Origin of the sequence: Geodermatophilus nigrescens (assembly GCF_900129495.1) — a bacterium.
Taxonomy (GTDB): Bacteria; Actinomycetota; Actinomycetes; order Mycobacteriales; family Geodermatophilaceae; genus Geodermatophilus; species Geodermatophilus nigrescens.
Genome location: NZ_FQVX01000001.1, coordinates 48,767 through 65,178, shown reverse-complemented (window position 1 = coordinate 65,178; position 16,412 = coordinate 48,767). Strand labels below are relative to the sequence as shown.

11 protein-coding genes are annotated in these 16,412 nt (G+C 78.1%); 7 read left to right on the top strand and 4 right to left on the bottom strand.

Annotation, left to right across the window (positions count from 1 at the left end; translation table 11 throughout):
- Nucleotides 1-10: 10 nt before the first annotated feature.
- Nucleotides 11-1,528, bottom strand: coding sequence for a glycerol-3-phosphate dehydrogenase/oxidase (locus tag BUE37_RS00305; RefSeq protein WP_073417810.1), 1,518 nt, complete (start codon nucleotides 1,526-1,528; stop codon nucleotides 11-13).
- Nucleotides 1,529-1,566: 38 nt separating this feature from the next.
- Here BUE37_RS00305 and BUE37_RS00300 point away from each other — a divergent pair, with 38 nt between their 5' ends.
- The gene (locus BUE37_RS00300; RefSeq protein ID WP_073417808.1) at nucleotides 1,567-3,273 is read left to right on the top strand and encodes an FAD-binding oxidoreductase; all 1,707 of its coding nucleotides are present in this window, start codon (nucleotides 1,567-1,569) and stop codon (nucleotides 3,271-3,273) included.
- A 174-nt stretch (nucleotides 3,274-3,447) separates the two neighbouring features.
- Here the strand turns inward: BUE37_RS00300 and BUE37_RS00295 are convergent, their stop codons facing one another.
- On the bottom strand, nucleotides 3,448-4,863 hold the full coding sequence (locus tag BUE37_RS00295) for an FAD-binding oxidoreductase (protein ID WP_083628084.1): 1,416 nt from the start codon (nucleotides 4,861-4,863) through the stop codon (nucleotides 3,448-3,450).
- Nucleotides 4,864-5,004: 141 nt separating this feature from the next.
- On the opposite strand from BUE37_RS00295, the gene BUE37_RS00290 reads away from it, so the two are divergent.
- Nucleotides 5,005-8,445 (top strand): ATP-binding protein, encoded by a 3,441-nt coding sequence (locus BUE37_RS00290; RefSeq protein ID WP_073417806.1) that lies wholly within the window; start codon nucleotides 5,005-5,007, stop codon nucleotides 8,443-8,445.
- On the opposite strand, the gene BUE37_RS00285 is transcribed toward BUE37_RS00290, so the two are convergent.
- On the bottom strand, nucleotides 8,446-9,213 hold the full coding sequence (locus BUE37_RS00285) for an SDR family oxidoreductase (protein ID WP_073417804.1): 768 nt from the start codon (nucleotides 9,211-9,213) through the stop codon (nucleotides 8,446-8,448).
- A 62-nt stretch (nucleotides 9,214-9,275) separates the two neighbouring features.
- Between BUE37_RS00285 and BUE37_RS00280 the strand changes: the two genes are divergently transcribed.
- The 3 genes from BUE37_RS00280 to BUE37_RS00270 are packed head-to-tail and all read left to right on the top strand — an operon-like array spanning nucleotide 9,276 to nucleotide 13,401.
- A complete protein-coding gene (locus BUE37_RS00280; protein WP_139252773.1) occupies nucleotides 9,276-10,502 on the top strand; it encodes an arginine deiminase in 1,227 nt (408 codons plus the stop codon).
- The gene (locus BUE37_RS00275) at nucleotides 10,499-11,956 is read left to right on the top strand and encodes an MFS transporter (protein WP_073417802.1); all 1,458 of its coding nucleotides are present in this window, start codon (nucleotides 10,499-10,501) and stop codon (nucleotides 11,954-11,956) included. Before BUE37_RS00280 ends, BUE37_RS00275 begins: the two co-directional genes overlap by 4 nt.
- Nucleotides 11,953-13,401, top strand: a complete 1,449-nt coding sequence (locus tag BUE37_RS00270) for a M20/M25/M40 family metallo-hydrolase (protein WP_217651085.1) — start codon at nucleotides 11,953-11,955, stop codon at nucleotides 13,399-13,401. Before BUE37_RS00275 ends, BUE37_RS00270 begins: the two co-directional genes overlap by 4 nt.
- A 153-nt stretch (nucleotides 13,402-13,554) precedes the next feature.
- On the opposite strand, the gene BUE37_RS00265 is transcribed toward BUE37_RS00270, so the two are convergent.
- Nucleotides 13,555-14,490 (bottom strand): DUF5926 family protein, encoded by a 936-nt coding sequence (locus BUE37_RS00265; RefSeq protein WP_073417800.1) that lies wholly within the window; start codon nucleotides 14,488-14,490, stop codon nucleotides 13,555-13,557.
- 45 nt (nucleotides 14,491-14,535) lie between these two features.
- Here BUE37_RS00265 and BUE37_RS00260 point away from each other — a divergent pair, with 45 nt between their 5' ends.
- Together BUE37_RS00260 and BUE37_RS00255 are read left to right on the top strand one after the other, a co-directional pair.
- A complete protein-coding gene (locus BUE37_RS00260) occupies nucleotides 14,536-15,744 on the top strand; it encodes a cytochrome P450 (RefSeq protein ID WP_073417798.1) in 1,209 nt (402 codons plus the stop codon).
- Nucleotides 15,741-16,409, top strand: coding sequence for a DNA alkylation repair protein (locus BUE37_RS00255; RefSeq protein ID WP_073417796.1), 669 nt, complete (start codon nucleotides 15,741-15,743; stop codon nucleotides 16,407-16,409). Before BUE37_RS00260 ends, BUE37_RS00255 begins: the two co-directional genes overlap by 4 nt.
- The last annotated feature ends 3 nt before the right edge of the window (nucleotides 16,410-16,412 follow it).

Here is a 16,412-nt window from a genome sequence, read left to right as displayed (position 1 = left end):
ACGATCCCGGTCAGTGGGACAGGGCGTCCTCGGCGGCCGCCACGGCGCGCTCGCGGTCGGCCGGCACCAGGCCCAGGCGCACCCGGCGGTCGAGCAGGTCGGCGACCGTCCGCGCCCCCTCGGCCAGCGCCCCGAAGCGCAGCTCCCCCACCGTCTCCGGCCGGCCCTCGACCACCGGCCCGGCGCCGAGCGCGGCCACCCGCGGCGCCTCGGTGCCGTAGCGGGCCACCAGCCGGGCGGGCGCGGCCACCCGCGCCAGCTCCGCCGGCGACGCGGCGCCCACCAGCGGCAGGCGCGCGGTCGGCGAGCGGCGGGCGCCCCGGCCCAGCCGCGCGACGACGGCGTCGACCGCCTCCTCCGCCATCGCCCGGTACGTGGTGAGCTTGCCGCCGACCAGGGAGAGGACCGGTCCGTCCTCCCGCAGCAGGTGCCGGCGGGAGAGGTCGGCGGTGGCGTCGCCGGGGCCCGTCCCGGCCGACTCCGGCAGCACCAGCGGCCGCAGTCCCGAGTAGGCCCCGACGACGTCGTCGCGGGTCAGCGGCACCGCGAGCACCCGGTTCACCGTGCCGAGGAGCTGGTCCACCTCGGCGTCGGACGGCAGCGGGTCGCCGTCGGGGACCGGGCCGTCGACCGGCTCGTCGGTGAGGCCCAGGTACACCAGCCCGCCCGGCTGCGGCAGCGCGAAAACGTACCGGGACCGGGAGCCCGGCAGCGGCACGGTGAGGGCGGCGAGCGGGTCGCCGAGCCGGCCGGCGCGGACCACCAGGTGCGAGCCGCGGGAGGGCGACAGCCGGATCCCCGGCGCGAGCGCCTGCGCCCACACGCCGGTCGCGTTGACCACGGCGCCGGCCCGCAGCGTCACCGGCGTCCCGTCGACGACGGCGGACACCTCGCGCCCGTCGACGCCGGTGACCCGCGCGCCGGTGAGCACCCGCGCGCCGTGCGCGGCGGCCGTTCGGGCCAGCGCCACGACCAGCCTGGCGTCGTCGGACAGCTGCCCGTCCCAGAAGACGGCGCCGCCGCGGCCGGGCACGACGGCGGGTGTCAGCCGCGCGACCTCGGCCGCGCCCACCCGCCGGGTCCCCGGCAGCGAGCCCGGGCCGCCCCGCACCGAGCGGCGCACCGCGTCGCCGAGCCGGCCGCCGAGCGCCCCGACGGCGCTGACGTCGCGGCCGGCGGCGTCGGGCACGAGGAACGGCAGCGCCCGCACCAGGTGCGGCGCGGTGGTGCGCATGAGGACGGCGCGCTCGCGGGCGCTCTCCCGCGCCAGGCCGATCTCGCCGTGCGCGAGGTACCGGAGCCCGCCGTGCACGAGCTTGCTCGACCAGCGGCTGGTGCCCGCGGCGAGGTCGGCCCGCTCCAGCAGCGCCACCGACAGGCCGCGCGCCGCGGCGTCGAGGGCCACGCCGGCGCCGGTCACTCCCCCGCCGACGACCACGACGTCGACGTCGGTGCTGGTCAGCGCCTCGAGGTCGGCCGCGCGGCGGGCCGGGGTGAGGTCGGGACCGTGCGGGGCCGGGCCGGTCACGTGCGGGGTCCCGGGCGGAGCACCGGCAGACTGTAGCCGTGCCCGAGCAGCCGGAGATGACCATCCAGGGATGGGGGCCCGGCAGCTCCCGCGTGGCCACCGTGGCCGACGCCGGGGAGGGAGCGGAGGAGACCGGCGGCGGGCTGGAGCTCACCCGCGACCCGGAGCTGCCGCTGCCGAAGGCGGCCCGCCGGCACCTGGCCCGGGAGCTGGGCTGGACGCCGCGCGCCACCCCGCCGGTCGCCGTCGGCGAGATCCGGCTGGCGCCGTCCCGGCTGCCCGACGACGTGCGGGCCGCGCTGGCGGGCCTGCTCGGCGAGGAGCACGTGCGCACCGACCGCGAGTCGCGGCTGCGCCGCGCGGGCGGCAAGAGCTACCTGGACCTGCTGCGCCGCCGCGGGGGCGACGCCTCCGACGCCCCCGACGCCGTCGCGCTGCCCGGGAGCACCGCCGAGACCGCGGTGCTGCTGGCGCTGTGCAGCGAGCGCGACGTCGTCGTCGTGCCGTTCGGCGGCGGCACGAGCGTGGTCGGCGGGCTGGCCGGCGTCGACCCCGACGACCGCCCGTCGCTGTCGGTCGACCTGTCCCGGATGGCCTCGGTGTCCGACGTCGACGTGGCGTCCTCCCTGGTCACCGTGGGCCCGGGCATGCGCGGGCCGGCCCTGGAGGAGGCGCTGGCGGAGCACGGGCTGACGCTCGGGCACCTGCCGCAGAGCTTCGAGTTCGCCACGGTCGGCGGCTACGCGGCGACCCGCTCGGCCGGGCAGGCGTCCACCGGCGTGGGCCGCTTCGACGACCTCGTGGCCGGCCTGACCCTCGCCACCCCGTCGGGCGTCCTGGAGCTCGGGCACCCGCCGGCGTCGGCGGCCGGACCCGACCTGCTGGGCCTCGCGCTCGGGTCGGAGGGCGCGCTCGGCGTGATCACCGAGGTACGGCTGCGGGTGCGCCCCCGCCCGCGGACCGCCGTCTACGAGGGCTGGTCGTTCCGCACCTGGGAGGACGGGCTGGCCGGCCTGCAGCGGCTGGCCCGGCACGACCTGCTGCCCGACGTCGTCCGGCTGTCCGACCCCGAGGAGACCCGGGCCAACCTGCTCAACGCCGGCGGCGCCGGGGCGCGGCTGCTGCGCGGCGCGCTGCGGGCCCGCGGCCGCGCCGAGGGGTGCCTGCTGGTCGTCGGCTGGGAGGGGCTGCCGCCGCTGGTGCGCGCCCGCCGGCGCGCGGCGGTCGGGGTGCTGCGCGAGCACGGCGCGGCCCGCGTGGGCCGGCGGGTGGGCGAGTCGTGGCGCCGGCACCGCTTCGCCGCGCCCTACCTGCGCGACCGGCTCATGGACGCGGGGCTCCTGGTGGAGACGCTGGAGACGGCGGCCACCTGGAGCGCGCTGCCCGCGGTGTACGACGCCGTCCGGCGGGCGCTGCGCGAGTCGCTCGGCGCGCCGGGGCGGCAGCCGCTGGTGATGAGCCACGTCTCGCACGGCTACGCCACCGGCGCGTCCCTCTACGTCACCGTGCTCGCCGACCGCGACGACGGCCTGCCGCTGCAGCAGTGGCTCGGCGCCAAGCGGGCGGCCACCGACGCGCTGCTGGCCGCCGGCGGCACGCTCACCCACCACCACGCCGTCGGGGCCGACCACCGCCCCTGGCTGGAGCGGGAGGTCGGCCCCCTCGGCGTCGACGTGCTGCGCGCGGTCAAGCAGCGGCTGGACCCGCGCGGCGTCTGCAACCCCGGCGTCCTGCTGCCGGACTGACCCCGCACGATCAGCCGGGCTCACCGCAGCGCGTCCTGGCTCACCGCCGGAGGTGAGCCAGGACGCAGCACGATCAGGTCACCTGGTCATGCGGGCGGGGTCCAGCCCGGCGGCGGCACCGACGGCGGGATCCCGCCGCGGCGGCGCAGCGACCGGGGCAGCCGGGGCGCGCGCTCAGGCACCGGAGCCCCCGCGCAGGGCGTGCCCCCCGGAGAAGACGTCCCCCGGGTCGACCGCGCGCTTGACGGCGAGCAGCCGCTCCCCCGTCTCCGCGTCCCACGCCGCCAGCACGCCGGCCGGACCGTCGACGTCGCCGATGAAGTTGAGCAGCGCGCCGGGCGCCGTCCACGGCCCGAGCGCGGCCAGCACGCCCCGGCCCACCATCGGCACCACCTCGGTCAGCCCCGGCACCATCGGGCCGATCACGAACGCCGACCACGGCGCCCCGCGCCCGGACACCGCGCTCGGCGCCTCGCCCGGCCGGCCGAGCGCCCCGCCGAGCTGGCGCACCTCGACCATCGCCAGCGGCACCTCGACCTGCGGGCCCGCCGCGACGAGCAGCGCGTCGACCGTCTCCTCCGTCAGGTCCGACAGCAGCACGCCCTTCTCCCAGCCGGGCATCGGGTCGGTCGGGTCCATGTGGACGGCGTCCAGCGCGGTCGGCGGCAGCGGCTCGATGCCGCCGAGCAGGACCTCGCCGGTGCCGCGCATCGGCTCGACGAGGGCCGCGGCGGCCGCGGGGTCGTCACCGGCGTACAGGAAGCGCAGGTGCACCACCGTCTGCCCGCGCAGCGGCGGCGGCAGGAACTCCAGGGGCGGCAGCCGCAGCACGGCCACCGACGTGCTCGCCTCCTCCGGCAGGGTCGGCGCCCAGGTGCGGAAGGCGTGCAGGACCGAGGCGGCGTCGCGGCCGGCGAAGAACAGGCCGCCGCCGACCAGCGCCGGCACCGCGTACAGCCGGAACTCCAGCGCGGTCACGATGCCGAAGCTGCCCTTGCCGCCCCGCACCGCCCAGAACAGCTCCGGGTCGGACTCGGCGGTGACGGTGCGCAGCTCGCCGTCGGCGGTGACCATCTCGATCTCCAGCACGGAGTCGGCGGCGGCGCCGAAACGGCGGCCGAGCGGGCCGATGCCCCCGCCGAGGGTGTAGCCGACGACGCCGACGTCGGACGACGAGCCGCAGAGCCCGACCAGGCCGTGCGGCGCGGCGGCCGCGAGCACCGTGGCCCACTTGACCCCGGCCTCGACGCGCGCGGTCCGCCGCTCGGGGTCGACCCGTACGCCCTGCATGCGCGAGGTGGTCACCAGCACGGCGCCGTCGGCGTTGCGGACCGGCCCGTGCCCGGTGGCCTGGACGGCGACCGGCAGGCCGTGCGCGGTGGCGAACCGGACGGCGGCCACGACGTCGGCGGCGCACACCGCCCCGACGGCCACCGCGGGCGTGTGGGTGACCGCGGTGTTCCAGGTGGCCACCTCCGCGGCCAGCCCCTCGTCGCCAGCGGCGAGGACGGGGCCGCGGACCTCCAGGCGGAGGTCGTCGACGGCGGTGGGCGGCGGGAGCGGGCGGGAGGCGACCTCGGGCAGGGTCATGGCGGGTTCCTCGGGGGTCCGGAGCAGCGGGGGTCGGGTCGGGGACGACCCTGGCGACGCCGCCTTGACCGCCACTTGCGCGCGACTTGAGAGGAGCGGACCCCTCCCGTTCCGGCTCCGAACCTGGGACGATCCCGCGTCGTGCGGTACCGCGTCCTCGGCCCCCTCGAGGTCACCGGTCCCGACGGGCGGCCGGTCGACGTGGGCGGCGCCAAGCCCCGGGCGCTGCTGGCGCTGCTGCTCGCCGAGGCCGGGCGGGTGGTCGCCGTCGACCGCATCGTCGAGGCGCTCTGGGGAGAGCAGCCGCCGCCCACCGTGACCGGCACCCTGCAGGCCTACGTCTCCCACCTGCGGCGGGTGCTCGAGCCCGAGCGGGGGCCGCGCGAGCCGGCGAAGGTGCTGCTCACCCGCGCGCCGGGCTACCGGATCGACGTCGGCCCCGAGGACCTCGACAGCCTGCGCTTCGCCCGGCTCGTCGAGGACGGCGACCGCGCCGCCGACACCGACCCGGCCGCCGCCGTCGCCGCGCTCGAGCGGGCGCTGGACCTCTGGCGCGGCGAGCCGCTGCCGGAGCTGGGCGAGGGCCCCGGCGCGGCCGACCGGCACCGGCTGACCGAGCTGCACGTCCGCGCGCGGGAGCGCCGCTGCGACGCCCTGCTCGCCGCCGGCCGCGCCGACGCCGCCGTCAGCGACCTCGAGCGCCTGGTCGCCGAGCACCCGCTGCGCGAGCGGCTGTGGGCCCGGCTGGTCACCGCCCTGTACGCCGCCGACCGGCAGGCCGACGCCCTCGACGCGCTGCGGCGCTGCACCGAGCTGCTGCGCGAGGAGCTCGGCATCGACCCCGGCCCCGAGCTGCGCGAGCTCGAGCGGGCCGTGCTGCGGCAGGACCCGGCCCTCGCCCGCCGCGCCCGCCCCGCGCTCACCGTCGTGCCCCCGCCGCCGCCCGCGCCGGCCCCGCTGGCTCCCCCGGCCGACGACGGGCTGGTCGGCCGGCAGGAGGAGCTGGCGCGGCTGCGCGCGGTCGCCGAGTCCGCCGCGGCCGGGCGCCCCGCCGTCGTCGTGCTGGGCGGCGAGGCGGGCATCGGCAAGACCCGGCTGGCCGAGGCGGTCGCCGCGATGAGCCGGGCCGCGGGGTGGGCGGTGGCCGAGAGCCGCTGCGCCGACGACGCCGGCGCGCCCCCGCTGTGGCCGTGGACCCAGGTGCTCGAGCAGCTGGACCAGGAGCCGCCGGACCCGACCGACGGCGACGACGACGCCGACGCCGCCCGGTTCCGGCTGTTCCAGGCGCTGCGCGCGCGGCTGGCGGCGGCCGCCGCGGCCCGCCCGGTGCTCGTCGTCCTCGACGACCTGCAGGGCGCCGACGCCACCTCGGTGCAGCTGCTCGGCCTGCTGGCCCGCCACCTGCCGCGGGTGCCGCTGCTGGTCGTGGTGACCGTGCGCAGCGTCGGGGAGGACCTGCCCGAGGCGGTCACCGACTGCCTGGCCCGGCTGGCCCGCGAGCCCGCCGCCACCACCCTCGCGCTCGGCGGCCTGGCCCCCGACGACGTCGCCTCGCTGCTCACCGCGCAGCTCGGCCGCGCCGGCGACGCCCGCCTCGCCGCCACCGTGCACGACCGCACCGCGGGCAACCCGTTCTTCGTCGTCGAGCTGACCCGGTGGATGCGCGGCGCCCGCGACCTCTCGCTGGCCCGCGTCCCGGTGCCGCCGTCGGTGGTCGAGGTGCTGCGCACCCGGCTGTCGCGGCTGCCCGCCGGTGCCCGGCCGGTGCTCGAGCTGGCCGCGGTCGCCGGGCGCGAGGTGACGCTGGACCTGCTGCGCGCCGCCGGGGAGGACGCCGAGGCCGCGCTCGCCGCGCTGGACGCCGCGGCCGCCGTCGGCCTGGTCGGCGAGGGGTCCGCGCCGTGGAGCTGGCGGTTCACCCACGCGCTGGTGCAGGAGGTGCTCGCCGACGACCTGCCGGCGCTGCGCCGCGCCCAGCTGCACGCCCGGCTGGGGGCCGCCCTGGAGCAGCGGGCGCCCGGCGGCCGGGCCGACGACGCGCTGGCCGAGCGGCTGGCGCACCACTTCGTCGAGGCCGCGCCCGTCGTCGGGCCGGCGTCCGGGCTGCGCTGGTCGTCGGTGGCGGCCGGGATCGCGCGGGCCCGGCTGGCCGACGGCGAGGCCGCGCTGCACACGCGCCGGGCGCTGCGGTTGCTCGACCCCTCGGCGCCCGACGCCACCCGCACCCGGCACGACCTGCTCACCGCGCTCGGCAACGACCTGCTGCGCAGCGGCCAGCGCACCGAGGCCCACGAGGTGGTGGGCGAGGCGCTGGCGCTGGCCCGCGAGCTCGGCGACCGGCGCTGCATGCTCGAGTCGGCCGCGGTCTGGGGCGAGGTCACGCTGTGGAACTGGCGCCCGCACGGCGTCGTCGACGGCGAGATGGTGGCACTGCTGGAGGACCTGCTCGAGCACTCCGACGAGATCGCGCCGGAGGCCACCGACGCCGAGCGGGACCGGCTGACCGCCCGCCTGCTCGGCACCCTCGGCGTGGAGCTCGCCTTCAGCGAGGACCTGCAGCGCGGCGTGCGGTACGCCGAGCGGGCGGTGACCCTGGCCCGCGGCGTCGGCGACCCGGAGCTGCTGGGCCGGACGCTGAACAACTTCTCGCTCGCGGTGTGGGGCCGCCCCGGCGCCGCCGAGCTGCGGCTGGCCGCCACCGATGAGGCGCTGGCCCTGGCCGGCCGGGGGCTGCCGCGGCGCACCGAGTTCTACGCCCGGCTGCACCGCGCGGCGATCCGGCTGCACCTCACCGACCGCGCCGGCTTCGAGGCCGACCTGGAGGCCGGGCGCCGGCTGGCGTTCTCGCTGTCGGGGCCCGAGGTGCGCCCGCACGTGCTGTGGCAGCAGGCCGGCGCCTCGTGGCTCGCCGGCGACGCCGCGCGCGCCGAGGAGCTGACGACCGAGGCGCACGAGCTCTACCGCCGGGTGACGCCGCACTCGCGGCACGCCTACGCCGCGCACCAGTTCGCGCTGCGCCGGGGCGACGGCCGGCTGCCCGAGGCGATCGGCCTGCTCGTGGAAACCGGCGACGAGGGCAACCCGCTGCTGCAGCTCATGGCCGTGGTGGCCGCCGCGGAGTCCGGCGACCTGGTCGAGGCCCGGCGGCTGCGCGCCCGCTGGGGCCGCACCCAGATCCGCGACTGGGCCAGCGACGTCGCCACGCTGCTGCAGGCCGAGGCCGCGCTGCACCTCGGCGACGAGGCCGAGATCACCATGGCCACCGTCGCGCTGCTGCCCTTCCGCGGCCGGCAGGCGGTGCTCGGGACGCCGGCGTTCAGCCTCGGCGCCTACGACGAGCTGCTCGGCCGGATCGCCGAGCAGACCGGCGACACCGTGGCCGCGCGCGACTGGTGGACCGGCGCCCGCGAGCAGGGCCGCCGGGTCGGCTCGCCGCACCAGGTGGCGCTGGCGGAGTCGCACCTGGAGCGGGTGCCGGCCGAGGGCGCGCACCGGCCGCCGCGGCGCCGCCGGACCGACCGGACGGCTCCCCCGCTCCCCCGCGCGGCCCGGGACGAACCGGCGCGGGGGCGCCCGGCCTGATCAGAGGGTGGTCGCGCGGCCGCCGTCGACGGGGAGGACGGCGCCGGTCACGTACGCCCCGGCCCGGCTGGCCAGGTAGACGACGACGCCGGCCATGTCGTCGGGTCGCCCGATGCGGCCCAGCGGCGAGCTGGCGGCGATCTCGTCGCCGCGGGCGGCCAGCGTCGCGGCCATCATCTTCGACTCGAACGGGCCCGGGGCGACGGCGTTGACGGTGATCCGCCGCGGCCCGAGCTCCTTGGCCAGGTGCCGGGTGAGCTGGTGCACCGCGGCCTTGCTGGAGGAGTACGAGTAGGTCGGCAGCACCGGCACGTGCAGCCCGTCGATGCTGCCGACGTTGACCACGCGGGCCGGGTCGTCGTCGGTGGCCGCGGCCTCCAGCAGCGGCAGCATCGCCCGGGTGAGGAAGAACGGCGCCTTCACGTTGAGGTCGAGGACCTTGTCCCACGCCGAGGCGGGGAAGGTCTCCAGCGGCTCGCCCCAGGTGGCGCCGGCGTTGTTGACCAGCACGTGCACCCGCTCCTCGCGCCGACCGACCTCCTCGGCCAGCCGGACGCACTCGGCCTCGGTGCTGATGTCGGCGGGGATCGACTCGACCCGCCCGAACGCCGACAGCTCGGCCACCGCCTCGTCGCCGGCCTCCGGCTTGCGGGAGCTGACGTAGACCGACGCGCCCGCCTGGAGCAGCCCGCGGGCCATCATCAGGCCGATGCCGCGGGTGCCGCCGGTGACGACGGCGACCTTCCCGGTGAGGTCGAACAGGTCCACGCGGTGCCTCCTCTGGGTGGGTGCCGTGCGACGGCCCGGCCACTGTGCCAGCCTCTCCCCCCGTGACTCCCGGAGCCTCCCCGTCCCTCGGCGCGACCAGCGAGGTCGGCCGGCTGCGCACCGTCGTGCTGCACCGGCCGGGCGCCGAGCTGCGCCGGCTGACCCCGCGCAACAACGACCAGCTGCTCTTCGACGGCGTGCCGTGGGTGGCCCGCGCGCAGGAGGAGCACGACGCGTTCGCCGCGGCGCTCACCGCACGCGACGTCGAGGTGCTCTACCTCGGCCGGCTGCTGGCCGAGGTGCTGGAGGTGCCCGCCGCGCGCGAGGAGCTGGTGGCGGCCGCCGTCGACGACCCGCGGCTGGGCGCCACCCTGAAGCGCGCCACCACCGCGCACCTGGCCGGCCTCGCGTCCGACGACCTCGCCGCCACCCTGATGGCCGGCCTCGCGCACGACGAGCTGCGCGGCGGGCGCGGGCTGGCCTACGAGCTCATGGACCGCGGCGACTTCGTCGTCCCGCCGCTGCCCAACCTGCTGTTCACCCGCGACTCGTCGGTGTGGGTGGGCGACCAGGTGGCCATCACGTCGCTGGCCATGCCCGCGCGGCACCGGGAGAGCTCGATCACCCGGGCGATCGCCACCCACCACCCGCGCTTCGCCGGCACCGGCCAGCTCTACGACGCCTCGCTGGAGCACCTGGAGGGCGGCGACGTGCTGCTGCTCGCCCGGGGCGTGCTCGCCGTCGGCGTGGGCGAGCGGACGACGCCGGGGGGCGCGGAGCGGCTGGCCCGCCGGGTGTTCGCCCGCGGGCTGGCGCACACCGTGCTCGTCGTCCCGATCGCCCAGGAACGGGCGACGATGCACCTGGACACGATCGCCACGATGGTCGACGTCGACGCGATGGTCATGTACCCCGCCGTCGCCGACTCGCTGGTCGCCTGGACGGTCACCGCCGAGGAGACGCCGGACGACGACGACACCAGCGACCTGGTGGTGCGCGGCCCGCAGCCGTTCGTCGTCGCCGCGGCGCAGGCCATGGGCATCGACCGGCTCCGGGTGATCGACACCGGCCTGGACCCGGTCACCGCCGAGCGCGAGCAGTGGGACGACGGCAACAACACCCTGGCGCTCGCGCCGCGGCTGGCCGTGGCCTACGAGCGCAACACCGTCACCAACGCCGCGCTGGAGGCGGCCGGCATCGAGGTGGTCCGGATCGCGGGGTCCGAGCTCGGCAGCGGCCGCGGCGGCCCGCGGTGCATGTCGTGCCCCGTGTGGCGGGACGAGTCGTGACCGACACGGCGCGGCGCACGGGCCGCATCGCCGGGCTCGGGGGCGGGCTGGTCGGCTGGCTGGTCTTCGTCGAGTTCACCAGCGGCGTGCTGCAGGGCTACTACGTCCCGCTGCTGACCGACGTCGCCCGGCACCTCGACGTCCACGACGCCGACGTGAACTGGCTCGAGGCCGCCCAGCTCATGCTGTCGGCGATCGCCGTGCCGGTGCTGGCCAAGCTCGGCGACCTGTACGGCCACCGGCGGATGCTGCTGCTGTCGGCGGCCCTGGTCACCGCGGCCACCGGGGTGCTCGCCGTGGCGCAGGACTTCGGCGTGTTCCTCGCCGCCTGGGCGGTGCAGGGCGTCTACGCCGCGTGGCTGCCGCTGCAGGTGGCGCTCATCCACTCCCGCTCGCGCGGGCAGGCCGACGCCGCGGCCCGCACCCGCCGGGCCACCGGCCTGATCGTCGCCGCGCTGCAGGCCGGGGCGATCGTGGGCGCCCTCGGCGGCGGGCAGATCGGCGGCGCGCTGGGCGAGCGGTTCTGGCTGGTGCTGCTGGTCCCCGGCCTGCTCGTCGCGGGCGTCGTCGCGGTGGTGGCGCTGCGGGTGCCGGAGAGCACCGGCCGGCAGGACGGCGAGGTCGACGTCCCCGGCGTCGCGCTGCTCAGCGTGGTGCTGCTCGTGATCACCGGCGGGCTGACGTTCGTGCGGGTCAACGGCGCCGGCGAGCTCTGGCCGTGGCTGGTCACCGCGCTCGGCGTGCTGCTGGTGGTGCCGTTCGTGCGCTACGAGCTGCGCCGCACCGACCCGCTGGTCGACTTCCGGGTGCTGCGCTCGCCGAGCATGTGGCCGGTCCAGCTGACCGCCGGGCTCTTCGGCGTCAGCGTGCTGGGGGCGCAGGGGCCGCTGTCGACCTTCGCCCGCACCGACCCCGCGGTCCACGGCTACGGCCTGGGCCTGTCCACCAGCGAGGTGTCGATCGTCATCGGCGGCTACGTGGTGTCGATGCTGCTCGGGGCCGGCCAGTTCTCGCGGGTCTCGGCGGCCACCACGCCGCGGGTCACGCTCATCGGCGCCGCCACGCTCACCGGCCTGGGCTACCTGCTGCTCGTGCCGCTGCACGACACGCTGCCGCAGGTGCTCGGGGCGATGGTGGTCGCGGGGCTCGGCTCGGGCGCGCTGGTGGCGGCGCTGCCGGCCGCGGCCGCCGCGGCGGCGCCGGCCGGGCGCACCGGCGTCGCGACCGGGCTGACCAACACGACGAAGGTGCTCGGCGGCAGCCTCGCGTCGGCCGTGTTCGCCGTGGCGCTGGCCTCGGGCGCGCAGGGCACGGCCGGGTCGCTGTCGGGCTACGTGACCGTGTGGGTGGTCTGCGGGGTCACCGCGTGGCTGGCCGCGCTGTCGCTGGTGTTCGTGCCGCGGCTGGCGTTCTCCGACCGGCCCGAGGTCGCGGGCGTGCGGGAGGTCGCGTGAGGACCGCCCCGCTGCTGGCCGGCGCCGCGTCCGCGGGGGTGGCCGCCGGGGGCGCGGCGCTCGCCCGCCGGGTGGCCCGCTTCCGGCCCGCGCCGGCCGCCGTCCCGCCCGCCGACGCCACCGGCCTGGACGCCGACGCCGCGGCCGCCCGCCTCGGCGAGCTCATCCGCATCCCCACCGTCTCCGCGCGCGACCGGGCCCTCGTCGACGCCGGCGCCTTCGCCCGGTTCCGCGAGCGCCTCGCCGAGCTCTACCCGCACACCCACCGGGTGCTGGAGCGTGAGGTGCTCGGTCACGGGGCGCTCCTCTACCGCTGGCGCAGCGGCACCGAACGGCCGCCGCTGGTGCTCATGGCGCACCACGACGTCGTCCCGGTGACCGGGCAGGCGTGGACCCGCGATCCGTTCTCCGGCCTGGTCGAGGACGGCTGGGTGCACGGACGCGGCGCCGTCGACGACAAGGGCTCGCTCGTGGCCGTGCTCGAGGCGGTGGAGTCGCTGGCCGCCGCCGGGCACACCCCCGCCCGCGACGTCTACGTCTTCTCCGGCGACGACGAGGAGGTCGCCGGCGTCGGCGCGCAGCTGGCGGTGCAGGCGTTCCGCGACCGCGGGATCACCCCGTGGGCGGTGGTCGACGAGGGCGGCGCCGTGGTGAGCGGCGTCTTCCCCGGCGTGCCCGGCCCGATCGCCGTCGTGGGGCTGGCGGAGAAGGGCCTGCTCGGCGTCGACCTGGTGGCCACCGACCCCGGCGGGCACGCGTCCTCCCCCACCCCGGGCGGGGCGCCGGCGCGGCTGGCGCGGGCGGTGCTGCGGCTGGACGCCGCCCCGTTCCCGGCGCGGCTGCACGACGTCGTGCTCGGCATGGTCGACGCCGCCGGGCGGCACGCGCCGGGCGCGTACCGGGCGCTGTTCGCCAATGCCCGGGCGCTGCGGCCGGTGCTGGCGACGGCGCTGGCGCGGGCCAGCCGGGAGGCCAACGCGCTGGTGCGCACGACGGTCGCCGTCACCGAGCTCGAGGGCAGCAGCGCGCAGAACGTGCTGGCCACCCGGGCGCGGGCGCACTTGAACATCCGGATCGCGCTGGGCGAGACGGTGCAGTCGACGGTCGACCGGCTGCGGCGGGTGATCGCCGACCCCACCGTGGAGGTGCGGGTGACCGGCGGCAGCGACCCGTCGCCGGTGTCGCGCACCGACACCGAGGCCTACGCGGCGCTGGGTGCCGCGGTGCGGGCGGTGTACCCGGAGGCCGTCGTCGCGCCGTACCTGATGGTGCAGGCCAGCGACGCGCGGCACTTCGCGCAGATCAGCGACGCGGTCTACCAGTTCATGCCCTTCGACCTCTCCCGCGGCGAGCTCGACGCCCTGCACGCGGCCGACGAGCGGATCAGCGTCGCGGCGCTGCACCGGGGCGCGGTCTTCTTCCGGCACCTCATCCGCTCGCTCTGAGCGGTGCACGTGCCTCCCGGGCGGGTGTCCTCCCGGGCGGGGTCGTGCTCTGCACGCAGTGGTGTGCAGAGCACGAGCCGCCGCGGGAGGGCACACGGCCTCCCGGACGCGGTCGTGCTCTGCCCCGTCCGGCGGGGCAGAGCACGACCCGGCTCAGCGCAGGGTGACCTGGCGGGACAGCAGCCCGGCGCGGGCGCGGCGCTCGTCGGCCGACAGCGGGCCGGAGGCGGCCAGCGCCTGCTCCAGCCGGCCGGCGAACTCCCCGGCCGGGGCGTTCCACTCCTCCGCCGGGGTGTCGGCGGGCAGGTCCCACACCGGCACGACCAGCCCGTGGGCGCGGAAGGCGCCGGCGTAGCGGGTGCCCTCCCCGAGCACCAGCTCGTCGGCGGCCGACAGCCGGGCCAGCGCGTCGAGCAGCGACTCCTCGGCCTCGGGCCGCACCCAGCGCAGGTGCGCCCGCTCGCTGCCGGGCCGCACCCAGTACGCGGCGCCGTGCCCGTCGAGCCGGACCGTCGGCAGCACCGCCTCGTTGGCCTGCTGCAGGCCGGCCATGGCGGCGGCGCCGGCGTCGGTGCCCTCGAGCCAGAAGCCGAAGTCCTCGTGCACGGTCACCTCGAGCGGCTTCTCCAGGTCCAGCAGCTCCTGCAGCCGGGGGCCGGCGGAGCCCGCGGCGCCGATCGGGCCCGGGTCGACCGGCGCGCCCGCCGGGGCCTCGAGCGCCGCGGCCAGCGCCGTGCCGAGGTCGCGGCTCACGTCGTCGGAGGAGGCGGTGAGCTGGACGCCGAGCAGGATCTCGCCGTTGCTGCGCACCAGCGCGGGCGCCCCGCCGGGCAGCACGCTCGCGAGCGTGACGTCGCGACCGTCCGTGGTCGTCAGCGGCGCGGTGGCGGCGGGCACCAGCTCGCGCAGCGCCACCCAGTCGGGCTCGCCGGGCAGGCCCTCGAACGGGCGGGTCACCGGCGGCGCGTAGCCCGAGCCGTGGCAGTGCTTGTAGCGGCGGCCGGACCCGCAGGGGCAGGGGGCCTTGGGGTTGATCTCACCGGCGGCGGGCGCGGGCGCGGGACGGCGGCGGGTCGCGGAACGGGCCATGCGGCCCAGCGTAGAGAAGGGACCTCGCGCCCTAGGCTTCCCGCCGTGACCTCGCCGGCCGTCCCCCTCGACCTGACCGACGCGGCCGTCGTCGCCGATCCCTACCCGGCCTTCGCCGCGGCCCGCGCCACCGCGCCGGTGCAGTGGGACGAGCGCCTGGGCCTGTGGCTGGCCTTCACCCACGCCGAGAGCAACGCCGTGCTGCGCGACCGCCGGCTCGGCCGGATCTGGCGGGACCGCACGCCGGAGGAGCGGTTCGGGCAGTTCAACCTGATCCACCGCAACGCCATCCTCGAGATGGAGCCGCCCGAGCACACCCGGCTGCGGCGGCTGATCAGCGCGGCGTTCGCCCGCGGGCACGTCGAGCGGCTGCGGCCGTGGGTGCAGGAGCTGGCCGACTCGCTGGTCGACGGCCTGGTCGAGCGCTCCGGCGGCACCGCGGAGGTCGACGTCCTCTCCGAGATGGCCGAGGAGCTGCCGGTCGCCGTCATCGCCGAGCTGCTCGGCGTCCCGGCCGCCGACCGGCCGCTGCTGCGGCCGTGGTCCAACGCCATCGTGAAGATGTACGAGTACGGCCGCACCGACGCGGTGGAGGACGCCGCCGAGCGCGCCGCCGCGGAGTTCGTCGCCTACCTGCGGGAGCTCGCGGCCGAGCGGCGCCGCGCGCCCGGCGAGGACCTGCTCACCCACCTGGTCACCGTGCGCGACTCCGACGGCGACCGGCTGACCGAGGACGAGCTGGTCACCACCTGCATCCTGCTGCTCAACGCCGGCCACGAGGCCACGGTCAATGTGAGCGGCAACGGCTTGCTGGCGCTGCTGCAGCACCGCGACCAGCTCGCGCGGCTGCGCGCGGACCCGGCGCTGCTGCCCACGGCGATCGAGGAGCTCATGCGGTTCGACTCGCCGCTGCAGCTGTTCGAGCGCACCGCCACCGAGGACGTCGAGGTGGGCGGCGTGACCGTCCCGGCCGGGGAGAAGGTCGCCGCGCTGCTCGGCGCGGCCAACCGCGACCCCGCCGTCTTCCCCGACCCGGACACCCTCGACGTCGGCCGCACCGACAACCCGCACATCTCCTTCGGCGCCGGGGTGCACTTCTGCATCGGGGCGCCGTTGGCCCGCGTGGAGCTGCAGGCCTCCTTCGGCGCGCTGCTGTCCCGGACGTCGGACCTCCAGCTGGCCCGCCCGGCGCGGCGCCGTCCGGAGTTCGTCATCCGCGGCCTGGCCGAGCTGCCCGTCGTCCTCACCCGGTGACCGACGCCGCGGCGGTGCTCGGCCGGCTCCACGAGCTGGCCGACCCGGCGCGGCTGGCCGGCATGGCGCGCACCGGCGTCGGCGGCGCGCGGACCCTCGGCGTCACGGTGACCGAGCTGCGCGCCCTGGCCCGGGAGCTCGGCCGCGACCGCGCGCTCGCCGCGGCGCTGTGGGACACCGGCGTCCACGAGGCCCGGATCCTCGCGAGCATGGTCGAGGACCCGTCGGCGGTCGACGCCGCGCAGCTCGACGCGTGGGCCGCGGGGTTCGACGCCTGGGACCTGTGCGACCAGGTCTGCCAAAACCTGGTCCGGCACACCCCGCTCGCATGGGACCGCGCCCTCGCGTGGGCCGCGCGGCCGGAGCCCTACGTCAAGCGGGCCGGGTTCGCCGTCATGGCCGGCCTCGCGGTGTCGGAGAAGCGGGCCGGCGACGACCGGTTCGAGCCGTTCCTCCGGGCGGTCGCCGAGCACGCCGACGACGACCGGCCGGTGGTCCGCAAGGGGGCGAGCTGGGCGCTGCGACAGATGGGCAAGCGCAGCCCTGGCCTGCACGGACGCGCCGTGGCGACCGCCGAGGGCCTGCGCTCCGGGGGCCGGGGCGCCCGCTGGGTCGCCGCCGACGTCCTGCGCGAGCTGGGCCGGCGCACTCCCGGTAGATCGTGAGCG